20 protein-coding genes are annotated in these 15,900 nt (G+C 65.7%); 17 read left to right on the top strand and 3 right to left on the bottom strand.

The features are described 5' to 3' along the window. Nucleotides 1-216: 216 nt before the first annotated feature. The 8 genes from AABN02_RS02510 (at nucleotide 217) to AABN02_RS02475 (ending at nucleotide 7,271) form a co-directional block, all read left to right on the top strand. The gene (locus AABN02_RS02510; protein WP_338413340.1) at nucleotides 217-1,533 is read left to right on the top strand and encodes an FAD-dependent oxidoreductase; all 1,317 of its coding nucleotides are present in this window, start codon (nucleotides 217-219) and stop codon (nucleotides 1,531-1,533) included. Beyond that, nucleotides 1,530-2,309 carry a DUF1365 domain-containing protein gene (locus AABN02_RS02505; protein WP_338413339.1) on the top strand — a complete coding sequence of 260 codons (780 nt, stop codon included), beginning with the start codon at nucleotides 1,530-1,532 and terminating at the stop codon, nucleotides 2,307-2,309. Before AABN02_RS02510 ends, AABN02_RS02505 begins: the two co-directional genes overlap by 4 nt. 112 nt (nucleotides 2,310-2,421) lie before the next feature. Continuing rightward, on the top strand, nucleotides 2,422-3,654 hold the full coding sequence (locus AABN02_RS02500) for a cyclopropane-fatty-acyl-phospholipid synthase family protein (protein ID WP_338413435.1): 1,233 nt from the start codon (nucleotides 2,422-2,424) through the stop codon (nucleotides 3,652-3,654). Next, nucleotides 3,651-4,214: a chalcone isomerase family protein gene (locus AABN02_RS02495; protein WP_338413338.1), complete on the top strand. Its 564-nt coding sequence runs from the start codon at nucleotides 3,651-3,653 to the stop codon at nucleotides 4,212-4,214. The genes AABN02_RS02500 and AABN02_RS02495 overlap by 4 nt, the downstream gene beginning before the upstream one ends. Then, a complete protein-coding gene (locus AABN02_RS02490) occupies nucleotides 4,211-5,470 on the top strand; it encodes an MFS transporter (protein WP_338413337.1) in 1,260 nt (419 codons plus the stop codon). The genes AABN02_RS02495 and AABN02_RS02490 overlap by 4 nt, the downstream gene beginning before the upstream one ends. Nucleotides 5,471-5,475: 5 nt before the next feature. Further along, nucleotides 5,476-6,015, top strand: coding sequence for a DUF3833 domain-containing protein (locus AABN02_RS02485; protein ID WP_338413434.1), 540 nt, complete (start codon nucleotides 5,476-5,478; stop codon nucleotides 6,013-6,015). A gap of 13 nt (nucleotides 6,016-6,028) precedes the next feature. Further along, the gene (locus AABN02_RS02480; RefSeq protein ID WP_338413336.1) at nucleotides 6,029-6,802 is read left to right on the top strand and encodes an SDR family NAD(P)-dependent oxidoreductase; all 774 of its coding nucleotides are present in this window, start codon (nucleotides 6,029-6,031) and stop codon (nucleotides 6,800-6,802) included. 10 nt (nucleotides 6,803-6,812) lie between these two features. Further along, complete coding sequence (locus AABN02_RS02475; protein WP_338413335.1) at nucleotides 6,813-7,271, top strand: nuclear transport factor 2 family protein; 459 nt, start codon at nucleotides 6,813-6,815, stop codon at nucleotides 7,269-7,271. A gap of 12 nt (nucleotides 7,272-7,283) precedes the next feature. Here AABN02_RS02475 and AABN02_RS02470 read toward each other — a convergent pair whose 3' ends face one another. Both AABN02_RS02470 and corA read right to left on the bottom strand, forming a co-directional pair. Next, nucleotides 7,284-7,751 (bottom strand): hypothetical protein, encoded by a 468-nt coding sequence (locus tag AABN02_RS02470; RefSeq protein WP_338413334.1) that lies wholly within the window; start codon nucleotides 7,749-7,751, stop codon nucleotides 7,284-7,286. 135 nt (nucleotides 7,752-7,886) lie between these two features. Then, nucleotides 7,887-8,849 carry a magnesium/cobalt transporter CorA gene (gene corA / locus AABN02_RS02465; RefSeq protein ID WP_338413333.1) on the bottom strand — a complete coding sequence of 321 codons (963 nt, stop codon included), beginning with the start codon at nucleotides 8,847-8,849 and terminating at the stop codon, nucleotides 7,887-7,889. Nucleotides 8,850-9,125: 276 nt separating this feature from the next. Here corA and raiA point away from each other — a divergent pair, with 276 nt between their 5' ends. The 3 genes from raiA to hprK all read left to right on the top strand — a co-directional run bounded on the left by raiA (nucleotide 9,126) and on the right by hprK (nucleotide 11,169). Then, complete coding sequence (gene raiA / locus AABN02_RS02460; RefSeq protein WP_179633640.1) at nucleotides 9,126-9,473, top strand: ribosome-associated translation inhibitor RaiA; 348 nt, start codon at nucleotides 9,126-9,128, stop codon at nucleotides 9,471-9,473. A gap of 247 nt (nucleotides 9,474-9,720) precedes the next feature. After that, nucleotides 9,721-10,191: a PTS sugar transporter subunit IIA gene (locus AABN02_RS02455; protein ID WP_338413332.1), complete on the top strand. Its 471-nt coding sequence runs from the start codon at nucleotides 9,721-9,723 to the stop codon at nucleotides 10,189-10,191. Nucleotides 10,192-10,209: 18 nt separating this feature from the next. Then, nucleotides 10,210-11,169, top strand: a complete 960-nt coding sequence (gene hprK / locus AABN02_RS02450) for an HPr(Ser) kinase/phosphatase (protein ID WP_338413331.1) — start codon at nucleotides 10,210-10,212, stop codon at nucleotides 11,167-11,169. 19 nt (nucleotides 11,170-11,188) lie between these two features. Here hprK and fur read toward each other — a convergent pair whose 3' ends face one another. Further along, the gene (gene fur / locus AABN02_RS02445; RefSeq protein ID WP_338413330.1) at nucleotides 11,189-11,620 is read right to left on the bottom strand and encodes a ferric iron uptake transcriptional regulator; all 432 of its coding nucleotides are present in this window, start codon (nucleotides 11,618-11,620) and stop codon (nucleotides 11,189-11,191) included. Nucleotides 11,621-11,711: 91 nt separating this feature from the next. On the opposite strand from fur, the gene AABN02_RS02440 reads away from it, so the two are divergent. From AABN02_RS02440 to AABN02_RS02415, 6 genes are all read left to right on the top strand, one after another. Then, the gene (locus AABN02_RS02440; protein ID WP_338413329.1) at nucleotides 11,712-12,266 is read left to right on the top strand and encodes an outer membrane protein assembly factor BamE; all 555 of its coding nucleotides are present in this window, start codon (nucleotides 11,712-11,714) and stop codon (nucleotides 12,264-12,266) included. Then, the gene (dapB, locus tag AABN02_RS02435) at nucleotides 12,263-13,099 is read left to right on the top strand and encodes a 4-hydroxy-tetrahydrodipicolinate reductase (RefSeq protein ID WP_338413328.1); all 837 of its coding nucleotides are present in this window, start codon (nucleotides 12,263-12,265) and stop codon (nucleotides 13,097-13,099) included. Before AABN02_RS02440 ends, dapB begins: the two co-directional genes overlap by 4 nt. 5 nt (nucleotides 13,100-13,104) lie before the next feature. After that, nucleotides 13,105-13,797: a MotA/TolQ/ExbB proton channel family protein gene (locus AABN02_RS02430; protein WP_338413327.1), complete on the top strand. Its 693-nt coding sequence runs from the start codon at nucleotides 13,105-13,107 to the stop codon at nucleotides 13,795-13,797. Further along, entirely contained in the window at nucleotides 13,778-14,200 is a 423-nt protein-coding gene (locus AABN02_RS02425; protein WP_338413326.1) for a biopolymer transporter ExbD, read from the top strand. The genes AABN02_RS02430 and AABN02_RS02425 overlap by 20 nt, the downstream gene beginning before the upstream one ends. A gap of 238 nt (nucleotides 14,201-14,438) precedes the next feature. After that, a complete protein-coding gene (locus AABN02_RS02420) occupies nucleotides 14,439-15,146 on the top strand; it encodes a hypothetical protein (RefSeq protein WP_338413325.1) in 708 nt (235 codons plus the stop codon). Then, nucleotides 15,139-15,795 (top strand): hypothetical protein, encoded by a 657-nt coding sequence (locus AABN02_RS02415; protein ID WP_338413324.1) that lies wholly within the window; start codon nucleotides 15,139-15,141, stop codon nucleotides 15,793-15,795. Before AABN02_RS02420 ends, AABN02_RS02415 begins: the two co-directional genes overlap by 8 nt. Nucleotides 15,796-15,900: the final 105 nt, after the last annotated feature.

The following is a 15,900-nucleotide window of genomic DNA, read 5'->3' as shown; positions in this document are numbered from 1 at the left end:
GAACTTTGCGCGCCGGGCTTTCTCCAATCGTCTGCATCCGATCCGGGCTGTGCTGCGTATGAAGTCAGCATGGCCTCGATCAACGATTTTTCACCGTGCAGCCTGATCGACTCTCCGGAGTCGGCAGTCCCCCGGAGGCGGCTCATCTCCTCCTCCCTCCTCCCTCCTTCGTCGCCGGGTGCTGCACGGGTTTTCTTTCTGGTGGGGTGCTGAGCCATGCGGCGTATCGCTGTCATCGGCTCCGGCATCGCCGGCCTGTCCACCGCCTGGCACCTGAGTGCCCCCGGCCAGGACTGCCACGTCACCCTCTACGAGGCCGGTGACTACCTCGGCGGCCACACCCACACGGTCGATGTGACCCTGCCCGGCGCCGATGGTCGGCTCCACACCCACGGCGTGGACACCGGCTTCCTCGTCTTCAACCGCCGCACCTACCCCGAGCTGCTGAAGCTCTTCGCCGAGCTGGGCGTCGAGACAGCGGCCTCCGACATGTCGTTTTCGGTGCAGGCCGATGACGGCGCGCTGGAGTGGAGCGGCTGCAACCTCGACACCGTCTTCGCCCAGCGCAGCAACCTGTTCAGCCCGCGCTTTCTCGGCATGCTGCGCGAGCTGATGCGCTTCAACAAGCGCACGACCGAACTCGCCCGCACCGGCAGCGAAGCCCAGCTCGCCCAGTCCATCGGCGAATTCCTCGACGCCGAGGGCTACTCCGACACCTTCCGCCGCTGGTACTTCCTGCCGATGATCGGCTGCATCTGGTCCTGCCCGACGGCGCAGATGCTGCAGTTCCCGATCGCCACCATGATCCGCTTCTGCCACAACCACGGCCTGCTGCAGGTCAGCGACCGGCCGCAGTGGTACACGGTCACGGGCGGGGCGCGGAACTATGTCGAGAAGATGCGCCCCCGGTTCAAGGACGTGCGGCTCAACACGCCGGTGCAGGCGGTGCGGCGCCTGCCGGACGGCGGCGCGGTGGTGACCGCCTGCGACGGGCAGGCGCGCTTCGACGCGATCGTGCTGGCCTGCCATTCCGACCAGGCGCTGCGCCTGCTCGGCACCGACGCGACCGCCGACGAAACGCAGGTGCTCGGCGCGATCCGCTACCACCCGAACCGCGCCGTGCTGCACACCGACGTCCACCAGCTGCCGCGCCGCCAGAAGGCCTGGGCGGCGTGGAATTACGAACACGCCGGCGACACCATGACCGAGGACACGGGCGTGTGCCTGCACTACCTGCTCAACCGCCTGCAGCCGATGCCTTTCAAGCAGCCGGTGGTGGTGTCGCTCAACCCGGTGCGAACGGTTCGCCCGGAGCACGTGCTGGCCGAGTTCGACTACAGCCACCCCGTGTTCGACCGCGCCGCCATCGACGCGCAGGGCCGACTGCCGTCGATCCAGGGCCGGCAGAGCACCTGGTTCTGCGGCGCCTGGACGGGTTACGGCTTCCACGAGGACGGCCTGAAGTCCGGGCTGAACGTGGTGCGCGGCTTGCAACAGCACTGGGCGCACGGCCGCGAGCGGGTGCCCGCATGAACACCGACCTCGGCCCGGCACGTGCGCTGATCGGGCGCGGCGAGGTGCGCCACACGCGGCTGCGGCCGGTGCGGCGGGCCTTCCGCTACCCGACCTGGTTCCTGCTGCTGCCGATGCGCACGCTGCGCACCCAGCCGGACCCGGTGCTGGCGCGCAACCGGGCCGGCCTCGTCAGCTTCCACGACCGCGACCACGGCGACGGTGGCGCCGATGCACTCGCCTGGTTCGAGCGCCTGCTCGCCGACGAGGGCATCACCGACGCCGACGGCGAGGTCTGGCTGCACACCTACCCGCGCGTGCTCGGCTACGCCTTCAAGCCGGTGAGCTTCTGGTACGCGCACCGGGCGGATGGATCGCTGCGCGCCATCGTCGCCGAGGTCAACAACACCTTCGGCGAGCGCCACTGCTACCTGCTGACCGGCTCGGACGCCGCCCCGCTCGGCTGGGGCCGCGAGCTGCGCGCCGACAAGGTCTTCCACGTCTCGCCCTTCTGCGCCATCGAGGGCAGCTACCGCTTCCGCTTCATGCGCACGGCCGATCGCACGGTGGCCCGCATCGACCACGACGACGCCACCGGCCAGCCGCTGCTGCAGACCAGCGTCAGCGGCCAGCTCGCGCCGCTGACCCGCCGCGCGCTGCACCAGGCCTGGCTCGGCAGCCCGCTGCTGACGCTGGGCGTCATGGCGCGCATCCACTGGCAGGCGCTGCACCTCTGGTGGCAGCGCGTGCCCTTTTTCCGCAAGCCGGTGCCGCCTGCGGCGCTGGTCAGCCGCTGATCTGCCGCGGCCCTCGCCACGACCACTGCAACCGAACCGACGCACCATGAACGCACCCGCCCGAACCGCTTCCGTTTCCGCCTCGGCCGTCTGTGCCGGCGCCGGTCTGCCGATGGGGTCGACGCTGACGCCGGCTTCGCTGCTGCTGCCCGCCGGTGCGCCGGCCGCGGCCCGCGCCGTGTTCCGCCTGCTGCAGAAGCTGCCCTGCGGCACGCTCGACCTGCAGTGGCCCGATGGTTCGCACTGCCGTGTCGGCCACGGCGCGGTGCCCCACGCGTCGATCGCGGTGAAGGACTGGTCGCTGTTTTCGGCCGTGCTGAAGTCCGGTGACATCGGCTTCGCCGAAACCTTCATCGCCGGCGGCTGGCATACGCCCGATCTGCCCGGCCTGCTGCGTTTCCTGCTGGCTAACCGCGAGGCGGTCGAGCAGCTGATCTTCGGCAACTGGTGGGGCTCGCTGCTGTACCGCCTGCGCCACCTGCGCAACCGCAACAGCCGCGAAGGCAGCAAGCGCAACATCCACGCCCACTATGACCTCGGCAACGCCTTCTACCGGCTGTGGCTTGACGGGACGATGAACTACTCCAGCGCCTGGTTCGAGGGCGACCACACGAAGCCGCTGCCCGAGGCGCAACACGCCAAGGTGCGCCGCGCGCTGCAGCAGGCCCGCGTCGGGCAGGACGACCGCGTGCTGGAAATCGGCTGCGGCTGGGGCGCGCTGGCCGAGATGGGCACGCGCGAGTTCGGCGCCCATGTCACCGGCGTCACGCTGTCCACCGAGCAGCTCGCCTGGGCCAACGAGCGCATGGCCCGCAACGGCACCGCCGCACAGGCCGACCTGCGCCTGCAGGACTACCGCGCCATCGCCGAGGCGCCCGGCTTCGCGCCGTTCGACGCGGTGCTGTCGATCGAGATGTTCGAGGCGGTGGGGCGCAGCTACTGGCCCTCGTACTTCGAGACGGTGGCGCGCTGCCTGAAGCCGGGCGGGCGCGCCTGCATCCAGAGCATCACGATCCGCGACGACCTGTTCGAGCGCTACGTGCGCTCCACCGACTTCATCCAGCAGTACATCTTCCCCGGCGGCCTGCTGCCCAGCGACGCCGAGTTCCGCAAGGCGGCCGGGCGCGCCGGGCTGGTGGTGGAAGAGGCAATGGCGTTCGGCCCCGATTACGCCGAGACGCTGCGCCGCTGGCGGACCGACTTCCACGCGCAGGCGGAGAAGGTGCAGCGCCTGGGCTTCGACGAGCCGTTCATGCGGACCTGGGATTTCTACCTCGCCTACTGCGAAGCGGCGTTCGATACCGGCAACACCAACGTCGTGCAGTACACGCTGCGCCGGCCATGAGGACCACCCGCCGCCAGTCGCTGACCCTGCTGGCCACGCTGCCGGGCCTGCTGGCGGTGACCGCGTCGGCGCAGGGCGCGGGCGAACCGCCGGCCGAGGTCCGCTCGGCGCTGCCGGGGGCGAAGTTGCAGGGGCAGATGCGTTTCCGCTGGCTCGGCCTGACGATCTACGACACGCGGCTGTGGGTGGCCGGCGAGCCGGTCAGCGCGCAGGACTACGCCACGCGGCCCTTCGCGCTGGAGCTGCTCTACGCCCGCTCGCTCGACGGCGCGCGCATCGCCGAGCGCTCGATCGACGAGATGCGCCGCATCGACCGCATCGAGGACCGGCAGGCGGGTGACTGGCGCACGGCGATGGTGGCGGCCTTTCCCGATGTGGTCGGCGGCGATCGCATCACGGGTCTGCACCAGCCGGGGCGCGGCGCACGCTTCTTCCACAACGCCCGCCCGACCCACGAGGTGGCGGGCGCCGAGTTCGCGCGGCTGTTCTTCGGCATCTGGCTCTCGCCGCGCAGCCCGGAGCCTGCCCTGCGCCAGTCCCTGCTGGGCGCGGCGGGATGAACGCGGCCACCTCGTCCGGCGCGGCCTACGGCGCGCTCGGGCTGCCGCTGGCCTTTGTCGCGCTGCCGCTCTACGTCGTGCTGCCGAACCACTACGCGGCGCAGTTCGGTGTGCCGCTGGCGGCGCTGGGTGGCGTGCTGCTCGCGGTGCGGGCGCTGGACGCGGTGGTGGACCCGTGGATCGGACAGCGGGTCGATGCACTGCTGGGCGGGGCGATGGGGCGGGTCTGGGCCGTGCTCGGGCTGGCGGCACTGGCGCTCGTGGCCGGCTTGACCGGCCTGTTCTTCCCGCCGGCGAGCGTGCGCGGGTCGTCCTCGACGCTGCTGGGCTGGTGTGGCGCGCTGCTGGTGGCGACGTATCTGGCTTACAGCGTCGCCAGCGTGCTGCACCAGACCTGGGGCGCCCGCCTCGGCGGCGGTGATGCGGCGCAGGCGCGCTGGATCGGCTGGCGCGAAGGCGCGGCGCTGGTCGGCGTGGTGCTGGCGAGCGTGCTGCCGTCGGCGGCGGGGTTGCCGGCGATGGTCGGCGTGTTCGCGCTGGCGCTTGGCGGCGCGCTGCTGGCCTTGACGCGGGCGCCGCGGCCGGTGCTGCGCAGCCGGGTGGCCGCACCACTGTCGATGGCCGCGCCGTGGCGGGTGGCCGGGTTCCGCCGGCTGATCGCGGTGTTCCTGCTCAACGGCATCGCCAGCGCGGTACCGGCCACGCTGGTGCTGTTCTTCGTGCGCGACCGGCTGCAGGCGCCGGCGCTGGAAGGGGCGTTCCTCGCGGCGTATTTCGTGGCGGGCGCCGTGTCGCTGCCGCTGTGGGTGCGTGCGGTGGCGCGCTGGGGGCTGGTGCGGACCTGGGCGGCGGGGATGGTGCTGGCCGTGGTGACCTTTGTCGGCGCGCTGGCGCTCGGGGCGGGGGACACGGGCGGCTTCTTCGCGGTGTGTCTGGCCAGCGGGCTGGCGCTGGGGGCGGATCTGGTGGTGCCGGGGGCCTTGCTGACCTCGGTGGTGCGCCGCAGCGGGCAGGGCGGGGCGGCCGAGGGCGCCTTCTTCGGCTGGTGGAACAGCGCGACCAAACTCAATCTGGCGCTCGCCGCAGGGCTGGCGCTGCCCGCGCTGCAGTGGGCGGGCTACACGCCGGGCAGCCGCGAGGCCGACTCGCTGTGGTCGCTGAGCCTGGCGTATGCGGCGCTGCCGTGTGTGTTGAAACTGCTGGCGCTGGGGGCCTTGTGGCGCCTGCGCCGGGTGATCGAAGGAGAGACTCCATGAACGCCATGAACGTGACCCGATCGGTACGAACCCTGGCCGTGGCCGCGGCGACCGCCTTGCTGGCCGCGTGTGCCGGGCCGCAGGTGGACGACTACGCCCGCGAGACCCCGAAGCTCGTGCTGCGCGAGTACTTCAACGGCCCGATGACCGCGCACGGCGTCTTCACCGACCGCTCCGGCAAGGTCGCCCGGCGCTTCACCGTGCGCATGGTCGGGCGCTGGACTGGCAACGAAGGCGTGCTCGAAGAGGACTTCACCTACAGCGACGGCAAGACCGAACGCCGCGTCTGGCGCCTGACCGACCTCGGCGACGGGCGCTACACCGGCCGCGCCGATGACGTGCTCGGCGAGGCGCAAGGCCGCGCGGCGGGCAACGCGTTGCGCTGGCAGTACACGCTGAAGCTGCCCGTCGATGGCAAGACCTACGAGGTGCAGTTCGACGACTGGATGTACCTGATGGACGACAAGGTGATGCTGAACAAGGCCGTGATGAGCAAGTTCGGCGTCCGGCTCGGCGAGGTCACGCTGGCCTTCCACAAGCCCTGAGCCGGGATCCGCCATGTCCGTCAACCAACCCTTGCGCGACTGGACCGGACGCGTCGTCTGGATCGTCGGCGCCTCGTCCGGCATCGGTCTGGCCACGGCGGAGGCGCTGGCGCGGCGCGGCGCCAAGGTGGTCGTCTCGGCGCGCAAGGCGGCACCCCTGGAGGCCTTTGCCGCCGCCCATCCCGGCGCGATGGCGCTGCCGCTCGACGCCGCCGCCCCCGGCGCGCTGAAGGCGGGCATGGCGCAGCTGCTGGCGCGGCACGGCCGGCTCGATCTGGCGCTCTACTGCGCCGGCCACTACCTGCCGGTGCGCGCCACGGCCTACGACCTCGACGAGGTGATCCGCCACCAGGACATCAACGTCACCGGCGCGATGCGGATGCTCGACGCTGTGCTGCCGACATTGCTCGCCCAGCGCAGCGGCCACATCAGCCTCGTCGCCAGCGTGGCCGGTTACCGCGGCCTGCCGCAGGCGCTGGCGTATGGCCCGACCAAGGCGGCGCTGATCAACATGGCCGAGGTGCTGCAGATGGACCTGAAGCCCAGCGGCATCGACGTGTCCGTCATCAACCCCGGTTTCGTCGAGACGCCGCTGACCGCGCAAAACACCCACCCGATGCCGGGGCTGATCACCCCCGAGGTGGCGGCCGCGGAGATCCTGAAGGGCTGGGCGCGGGGAGAATTCGAGCTTCATTTCCCCAAGCGCTTCAGCCGGGTGCTCAAGCTGCTGGGGTTGCTCGGTGACGGGCTGTATTTTTCGCTGGTGCGCCGCGCTACCGGCTTGTGAAAGGAGCGGCATGATCGCCGTGAACCCGCCGAATCCCCGCCATCCAGACCCCCGTGTCGCCCGGGTGATCACCTTCTTCGAGCGGCTCGCTCCAGCGGATCTGGACCAGCTGGGCGCGCTCTACGCGCCCGCGGCCCGCTTCAAGGACCCGTTCAACGAGGTGCACGATGTGCCCGGCATCCGCCGCGTGTTCGCGCACATGTTCGACAACCTCGGGACACCGCGTTTCAGCGTGCTCGACGCCGTCGCCGAGGGCGACCAGTGTTTCCTGACCTGGGATTTCCTGTTCGAGGCGCCCCGCCTGGGGCCGGGCACGACGACGATCCACGGCAGCTCGCACCTGCGCTTCGGCGCGGACGGGCGGCTGGTGCTGCACCGCGACTACTGGGACGCGGCCGAAGAGCTGTACGAGAAGCTGTACGCGATCGGCGCGCTGATCCGCTGGCTGAAGCGCCGCGCCGCGGGTTGACCGCGCACCAGCTCAGCGGGCCGGATCGTCGGAATCCAGCTGCCCCTCGGACAGCGTGTGGAGCTGAAACTTGCCCTCGGCGGTGACCAGCCAGACCTCGGGATAGACCACGGTTTTCATGCCGCGTGGCGGCGGCGGATAGGGCTCGGCCGCGTAGACCATGCGCTGGATCCACGGCACCACTTCGTGGGCAGAGGCCGGGTAGCGGACGATCCGCAGATCGGTGACACGCCCGCGGCTGTCGACGGTGGTGCGGAAGGCGGCGATCGCGTGGAGCATCGGCGGCAGCTTGCCGTCGAAGACCTGCGGCCAGTAGCGCATGTAGAGGTGGCGGGCGCCGTTGATGCGGTATTCGGCGGCGTTGCGCGCGGCCTCGGTGCCGAGGCTGGCGATCTCGTCGAGCGGCTGGGGCTCGGGCGCCGTCGTGAACTGGGCGAATGCCGGCAGGGCAGCGAAGACCCACCCTGCCAGCAACCCCATCCCCCACACGCGCCATGGCGGCTGCTGCGGGCTTTCTTGGTGTGCTCGGCCGCGGGACGGCCGGGTTCCATCGAGTCTAGCGATCACTTGCGCAGCTCCGGTGTGCATAGTTGGCAGACTGGGCCTTGGCGGCGCTCAGCGCATCCAGCCCTTGCGGCGGAAGTAGATCAGCGGTGCGGCCACCGACGCCACCATCAGCCCGAGCGCAAACGGGTAGCCCCAGGGCTGCGTCAGCTCGGGCATGTGCTGGAAGTTCATGCCGTAGATGCTGGCGATCAGCGTCGGCGGCAGCAGCGCGACCGAGGCCACCGAGAAGATCTTGATGATCTTGTTCTGGTTGATGTTGATGAAGCCGACGGTGGCGTCCATCAGGAAGTTGATCTTGTCGAACAGGAAGGCGGTGTGCGAGTCGAGCGAATCGATGTCGCGCATGATCTGGCGCGCCTCCTCGAACTGCTCGGCGTTCAGCAGGCGGCTGCGCATCATGAAACTCACCGCGCGGCGCGTGTCCATCACGTTGCGGCGGATGCGGCCGTTCAGGTCTTCCTGGTGCGCGATGGCCGAGAGCGCCTCGCCCGCGGCGCGGTCGTCCACATCCTGCTTGAGCACACGCGCGCTGACCTTCTCCAGCGAGTCGTAGATGCCTTCGAGCGCGTCGGCCGAGTATTCCGCGTCGGCGTCGTAGAGCTTGAGCAGCACGTCCTTGGCGTCCTCGATCATGGCCGGGATGCGCCGCGCGCGCAGGCGCAGCAGGCGGAACACGGGCAGGTCTTCCGAGTGGACCGAGAACAGCACGTTGTGGTGCAGGATGAAGGCCACGCGCACGTTGCGCGGCGTCTCGCCGTCATCGATCAGGAAGTCGGAGCGGATGTGCAGCTCGCCGTTGTCTTCCTCGTAGAAGCGGGCGGATTCCTCCAGATCGTCGTCGACGATGTTCTCGGGAATCGTCAGGTCGAAGCGCGCCTGGATCCAGCCCTTTTCCTGGGTGGTGGGCGCTTCCAGGTCGACCCAGACCGGCGCAACGTGGGCCAGGGCTTCGGGGGCGTCGATTTCTTCCTGAAACAGGCGGCCGTTGGCCAGGGTGAAGACGTTGAGCATCAGAACTCCTGCAGATCGTGCCCGGAGGGGGGACGTTCACCGAGGGTGACTGCTGTCCGAGTTCAACTCCTGTGCCGGCGGGAAGAACCAATTATTGCACCGCGGAAGCGGGTGTGTCTGAATGCTCGAAAACCCGTGGACAGCGCGCGTATTCAGGGGTGCAGGGCAATTCCACACGGCGGTTGCAGGGTGTGACAGGGAGGGCTTGTCAGCGATTCACGAAATGGTCACACTGGCCTCAGCGTCTCCCCACCCAACCTCTCGAAAGGAGGCCTCATGAATCTCACGATCAGCGGTCATCATCTGGAAGTTACCCCGGCTCTGCGCGAATACGTGCTGACCAAGCTGGACCGGGTTACCCGTCACTTTGACCAGGTAGTGGATGTCAACGTGCTACTCACCGTGGAGAAGCAGAAGGAAAAGGAACGCCGGCAACGCGCCGAGGTCACACTGCACGTCAAGGGACGTGACATCTTTGTGGAAAGTGCCAATGAGGATCTCTATGCCGCGATCGATCAGTTGATGGACAAGCTCGACCGCCAGGTCGTGCGTCACAAGGACAAGTTGCAGGACCACCACCACACCGCGCCCAAGCGCATTGCCCTCACCGGCGAAGCGGTCTGACGGCGGTTCGAGTCGCACGACCCCAGGTCCCGCGACTCTGTGGCAGACGGCCCCCGCAGCGGGGCCGTTGTCATTTTTGAAAGAAATGAACAAGTTGAACGTTGCCCATCGGCAACCGGGGCCTGCATGGCCTGTTCCGAGGGCGAGATGCTGCGTACAGCTGCCGCGCTGATTCCTATAATCAGCTCCCCGAACACACCCGACCCGCGCTTGCCAAGGCTCATGCTCAAACCGGCGCCCGATCTCGATGAACCGTCTCGCCGCGATCCTCCCTGCTGGCAATGTGCTGGTGAACGTGGACGCTTCCAGCAAGAAGCGCGCGTTCGAGCAAGCTGGTCTGCTGTTTGAAAACCAGCACGCCATTGCCCGTGCCACTGTCTCCGACAACCTCTTTGCACGAGAGCGTCTGGGTTCGACCGGACTGGGCCATGGCGTTGCCATTCCCCATGGTCGCATCAAGGGCTTGAAGAATCCGCTGGCCGCCGTGGTCCGCCTGGCGCAGCCGATTGCGTTCGAGGCCCCGGATGACGAGCCGGTCGTGCTGCTGATCTTCCTGCTGGTGCCGGAAGCGGCCACGCAGCGCCACCTGGAAATCCTCTCCGAGATCGCCGAGCTGCTGTCCGACCGCGAACTGCGCGAGCGGATGAAGGTCGAGACCGATCCGGTCAAGCTGCACGAGATGATTTCCCGCTGGGAACCACTGCGCTCGGTGGCCTGAGCCTGAGTCGAGTCTGATTTGAAACCGACCGTCATCAGCGCGGAGGCGCTGTTCGATTCCCACCGCGCCATGCTGAAGTGGGAGTGGATCGCCGGGCACGCCCATCCGGAACGCCGTTTCGATGAAGTCGCCGTGCGCGATGCGCAGTCGGCGGCCGATCTGGTCGGCTACCTCAACTACATCCACCCGTACCGCGTCCAGATCGTCGGCCGGCGCGAGGTCGGCTACTTGGCCGAGGCCGAGTCCGAGGCCCAGGAGCGCCGCATCTCGCGCATCGTCGCGCTGGAGCCGCCGGTGGTGGTGGTGGCCGATGGCTGCACGCCGCCGGACCGGCTGGTGGCGATGTGCGAGCGCGCTGAGATCCCGCTGTTCTGCACCCGCGAATCGGCCGGCCACGTCATCGACGTGCTGCGCGGCTACCTCGGCCAGCACTTCGCCGAGCGCACCTCGCGCCACGGCGTGTTCATGGACATCCTCGGCCTGGGCGTGCTGCTGACCGGCGAGTCCGGCCTGGGCAAGAGCGAGCTGGGGCTGGAGCTGATCTCGCGTGGCCACGGGCTGGTCGCGGATGACGTGGTCGATCTGTTCCGCGTGTCGCAGTCGGCGATCGAGGCGCGCTGCCCGGAGCTGCTGCGCAACCTGCTCGAAGTGCGCGGCATCGGCCTGCTCGACATCAAGGCCATCTTCGGCGAGACGGCCGTGCGCCGGAAGATGCGCCTGAAGCTGATTGTCCACATGGTGCGCAAGGAAACGCTGGAGCGCGATTTCGAGCGCCTGCCCTACGAGCCTCTGTACGAGGACATCCTCGGCATGCCGGTGCGCAAGGTGATCATCGCGGTGGACGCCGGGCGCAATCTGGCGGTGCTGGTCGAAGCCGCAGTGCGCAACACCGTGCTGCAGCTGCGCGGCATCGACACCTACAAGGAATTCATCAAGCGCCACCGCGACCTGATGGACCGCGGCGAGCCGGGGCTCTGAGCCGCCGGCCGACTGGCGCTTACTTCACCGCCCGGTGCGCGCAGTCCGGCTTGGTGCAGTGGGCGTAGAGCGCCAGGGTGTGTTCCTGCAGCGCGAAGCCGCGTTCCTGCGCGATGGTGCGCTGGCAGGCTTCGATCTGCGCGTCGAAGAACTCCTCGACATGGCCGCAGTCCAGGCAGACCAGGTGGTCGTGGTGCTCGCCTTCGTTCAGCTCGAACACCGACTTGCCGCTCTCGAAGTGGTTGCGGCTCAGCAGGCCGGCCTGTTCGAACTGCATCAGCACGCGGTAGACGGTGGCCAGCCCGATGTCGGCGCCGTCGTGCAGCAGCACCTTGTAGACGTCCTCGGCCGTCATGTGGCGCTGCTGGGCGCGCTGGAAGATTTCAAGGATCTTGATGCGCGGCAGGGTGGCCTTCAGGCCCGAGCTTTTGAGTTCTTCCGCGTTCGTCATGGGATTGCCGGTTCGGCCGATGGTGGCTCGCTAGAATGGCCGGATCATATCGGGATGTGCCGCTCACGGCGGTGTCCAACACCAAAACCACATGGCTGCTCCGACCCGTTTCTCCCTCCCCGCGTCGACCCTCGTGCTCATGGCTGCTGCCACGCTGGCCGGGTGCTCGACCATCTCGTCCGACGGTTCGCTGCTCGGTTTCATCACGCCCTACCGCATGGAAGTGGTGCAGGGCAATGTCGTCACCCAGGACATGGTCGCGCAGCTGCGCCCCGGCCTGTCGAGCGACCAGGTGCGTACTCTGCTGGGCGCGCCGCTGCTGGCCGATGTGTTCCACGCCAACCGCTGGGACTACGTCTTCACCATCCGCCGCCAGGGTGCGCCGGCCCAGCAGCGCCGCGTGACCGTCTTCTTCGAGAACGACCGCGTGGCCCGTTTCGAGGCCGACGCTGTGCCGACCGAGCGCGAGTTCGTGGCCTCGATCGACGTGGTCAAACCGTCCTCGCGCAAGACCGTGCTCGAACTCGACGAGCAGCAGCTGCGCGCCATTCCCGTGCCCGCCCCCAGCCGCTCCGCGCTGCTGCCGGGCACGGCGGCCAGCGGCCCGCTGCGCTCCTATCCTCCGCTGGAAACCTCTGTCCGATGAACGCTCCCGCCGCCACCCCGTCCACCCCCGCGCCGCTGCGCATCGCCATCGCCGGCTGCACTGGCCGCATGGGCCACATGCTCATCGAAGCCGTCATGGCCGCCGATGACTGCGTGCTCGCTGGTGCACTCGACCGTGAAGGCAGCCCCGCCATTGGCCAGGACGCTTCCGCCTTCCTCGGCAAGGCCAGCGGTGTCACCATCACCGCCGACCTGCGCGCCGGCCTGCAGGGCGCCGACTGCCTGATCGACTTCACGCGCCCGGAAGGCACGCTGGCGCACCTGGCCGTCTGCCGCGAACTGGGCGTGCAGCTGGTCATCGGCACCACCGGCTTCTCGGACGCACAGAAGGCCGAGATCGCCGCCGCCGCCGAGGACGTGGCCATCATGATGGCGCCCAACATGAGCGTCGGCGTCAACGTCGTGCTGCGCCTGCTGGACATGGCCGCCCGCGCGCTGAACGAGGGCTACGACATCGAGATCATCGAGGCCCACCACCGCTTCAAGGTCGACGCGCCGAGCGGCACCGCGCTGAAGATGGGCGAGGTCGTGGCGGATGCGCTGGGCCGTGACTTGAAGGACTGCGCGGTCTACGGGCGTGAAGGCGTCACCGGCGAGCGCGACCCGAGCACCATCGGCTTCGCCACCATCCGCGGCGGCGACGTGGTCGGCGACCACACCGTGCTGTTCGCCGGCATCGGCGAGCGCATCGAGATCAGCCACAAGTCCAGCAGCCGCGCGACCTACGCGCAGGGCAGCCTGCGCGCCGTGCGCTTCCTCGCCGGCAAGGCCCGTGGCCTGTACGGCATGAACGACGTGCTCGGCCTGGGCTGACCCGCGTGGACGGGCTGGCTCGGATCTGGTCGGCCGGCGACGGCGTTTCGCGCACCGTCGCGGCGCTGCTGCTGGCGATGTCGGTGTCGGCCTGGGTGCTGATCCTGTGGAAAGGCTGGGTGCTGACGCGGGCGCGGCGTGACCTGGCGCGGGCGGTGCCGGTGTTCTGGTCGGCGCCCGACGTGCCGACCGGCCGCACGCAACTCGCCGCGCTCGACCGCGAGCAGGTGCTGGTGCCCATGCTCGACGCGCTGCTCCAGCAGGCCGCGCCCGGCACGCTCGACGCCGGCAGCGATGCCGAATCGCGGCTCACGCGCCTCTTGCGCGACGCGCTGCACCGCGTGCTCGGGCAATTGCAGCTGGGTCAGGTGCTGCTCGCCTCGGTCGGCAGCACGGCACCCTTCGTCGGGCTGTTCGGCACCGTCTGGGGCATCTACCACGCGCTGCTGGGCATCTCGGCGACCGGCTCGATCAGCATCGACAAGGTGGCGGGGCCGGTGGGCGAATCGCTCATCATGACCGCGGCGGGGCTGGCGGTGGCAATTCCCGCCGTGCTGGCCTACAACGTGTTCGGCCAGTGGGTCAGCGCCTGCGAGGCGGACCTCGAAGGCTTCGCGCACGACCTGCGCGAGATGGCCCTGGGCAAGCAAAACCAGCAGAACCAGCGGGAGCGCGGCGATGGCCTTCGGGCGCCTTGAACGCCGCAAGGCCGAGGCGCCGATCAGCGACATCAACATGACGCCGCTGATCGACGTGATGCTGGTGCTGCTGGTGATCTTCATGATCACCGCGCCGCTGATGACCTCGAGCCTGAAACTCGATCTGCCCAAGGCCGACGGCGCCGCTCCCACCGAGCAGACGCCGACCGCGATCAGCCTCGGCCTGCAGGCCAACGGCGCGCTCTACTGGGGCGAGGAGCGGCTGGAACCCCCGGCCTTCGCCGAGCGGCTGAAGGACATCGAGCGCCGTGGTGGCGAGCGCCCCGAGGTGCTGCTGCGGGCCGACAAGCTGGTGCCCTATGGCCGCGTGGCCGAGCTGATCGGGCAGCTGCAGCAGGCCGGACTGAGCCGGATCGCCTTCATCACCGAGCCGGTGCGATGAACTTGTGCTGGCTGGCGTGATTCGCAGGCTTGTGCAACACGGATACACCACTGGCTTAACCGATTGTGTATCCGCTGAGATAGCGGCATGATCGTACTGCATTAAATACGAGGTCCGCAGGCGTTCTTTTCATGCGATGTTAGTTGCGAGTCCGATTGGATCCTTGCTCATGGTGCTCTTGAGCGCGACTTCTGCAATGCATTGCCTCTTAAATTGAGGTTCATCTACGGGACATGACATGGGACAGTTTCGCTTAAATGCTGAGATTCTAAAAACTCTCCGAGTTTTGATCGATATTGAGTCGAATTTTCTGGATGAGATACTAGAAAATATTGACGGAAAAATATCTCCATGCCTATCAATCGAGGATGAAATATCTTCCGTTATATCGAGAATAAAATCACCTCAAGATGTAAAGTATATAAATAGATATATTATTGCCGAGTCAATCGTCGGCGTTCATTTCCTAAAGCAAAACGCAAGAATGAGGGTTGTGGATTTTTTAAATGAAATAGTAAAAAGTGCAGATGATTTAGATGATTCGATAGAGAGGCATTATATTGGAGAGAATAAAAATTCTCTCTACGAAAATTTATTGAAAATACTGACGTCTGATGTTATATCGACATCAACAAAGTCTGTGAGGCTTCTTCAGGCTAGCGAAAAGATTTTTCTAAAAAGTTCCGTAATAACTGAAATACGCCCAGTGTTTCATGATGATGTGGATGACAAAATAATGGGGTCTTTGGTTATGCACGAGCTTAAAGTGTCGTATAGAATTTCCGGTGATATTAATGATGTGTTTTTAACTTTGGATTCTGTTGATATTCGCGAGCTAAGGGATACTCTGGACCGAGCATTATTAAAAGCGGGATCAATAGAAAAAAGAATAAAAAATGACACAAATGTATTTGGTTCATTGATTGAGGTGGATTCAGATGTCTAATTATAATACATCCAGATTCTGTGCGCCTGATTTGATGGTGGTTGATTATAAAATTTCTGATGGTGACGTATTTGAACTTAACGCAAGGAAAAAAATCCACAAATATCGAGAGCTTGGCAATCAAATGCTATTGCTTAAAAAGTTGGAAGAAAAAATAAAAACCCAAAGTAAAAATCAAATTCTGCAATTAAAAGATAGTGACGGAGGCGGTGGGGTTGCTGAGGGTTGGATTTCAAATGAAACAGTTAATAATTTACTCAGGTGCTTGATATTGAATGATTTAAATGTCGAGATTGATTATTATGAAGAGCAAATTTTCGATATGGGCTTAATGATTGAAGATAGATTTATTAAAATATTAAATACTATAGCATTATGCATAAATTCCTGCGAAGGTGATAAGGATGTTTTTGTCATTTCTGCAAATGATGATTTCACGACAGAAATGAAAGAGGAGATAAGATTGCGATTCCCTGTTAAGGGGGATGATTTTCTTAAATCCTTGTACGCGGATTTTTTGTCGGCATTTAAGCGGGGATTATTGGATTATTCTGGGTGGGAGCTTTCTTTAGTGCGTCGATGGGATGATTGGAGTATAAAATTGACTGCTCTTGATAAGCAGTCTCAATCAAGTTTGATTGTTGTTTAAAATTTATACGATTGCCTGTAGAATTTTGGAATCAAATCAATGATATGAGACCATGCTCAAGAGCCGTGACTTCTCGCTTTCCCCAGAAGACCTAGAAAAGCTCCG

The organism is uncultured Sphaerotilus sp. (genome assembly GCF_963924895.1).
Taxonomy (GTDB): Bacteria; Pseudomonadota; Gammaproteobacteria; order Burkholderiales; family Burkholderiaceae_C; genus Sphaerotilus.
The sequence above is the reverse complement of the archived record's forward strand: the minus strand, read 5'-3'. Positions and strand labels throughout refer to the sequence as shown.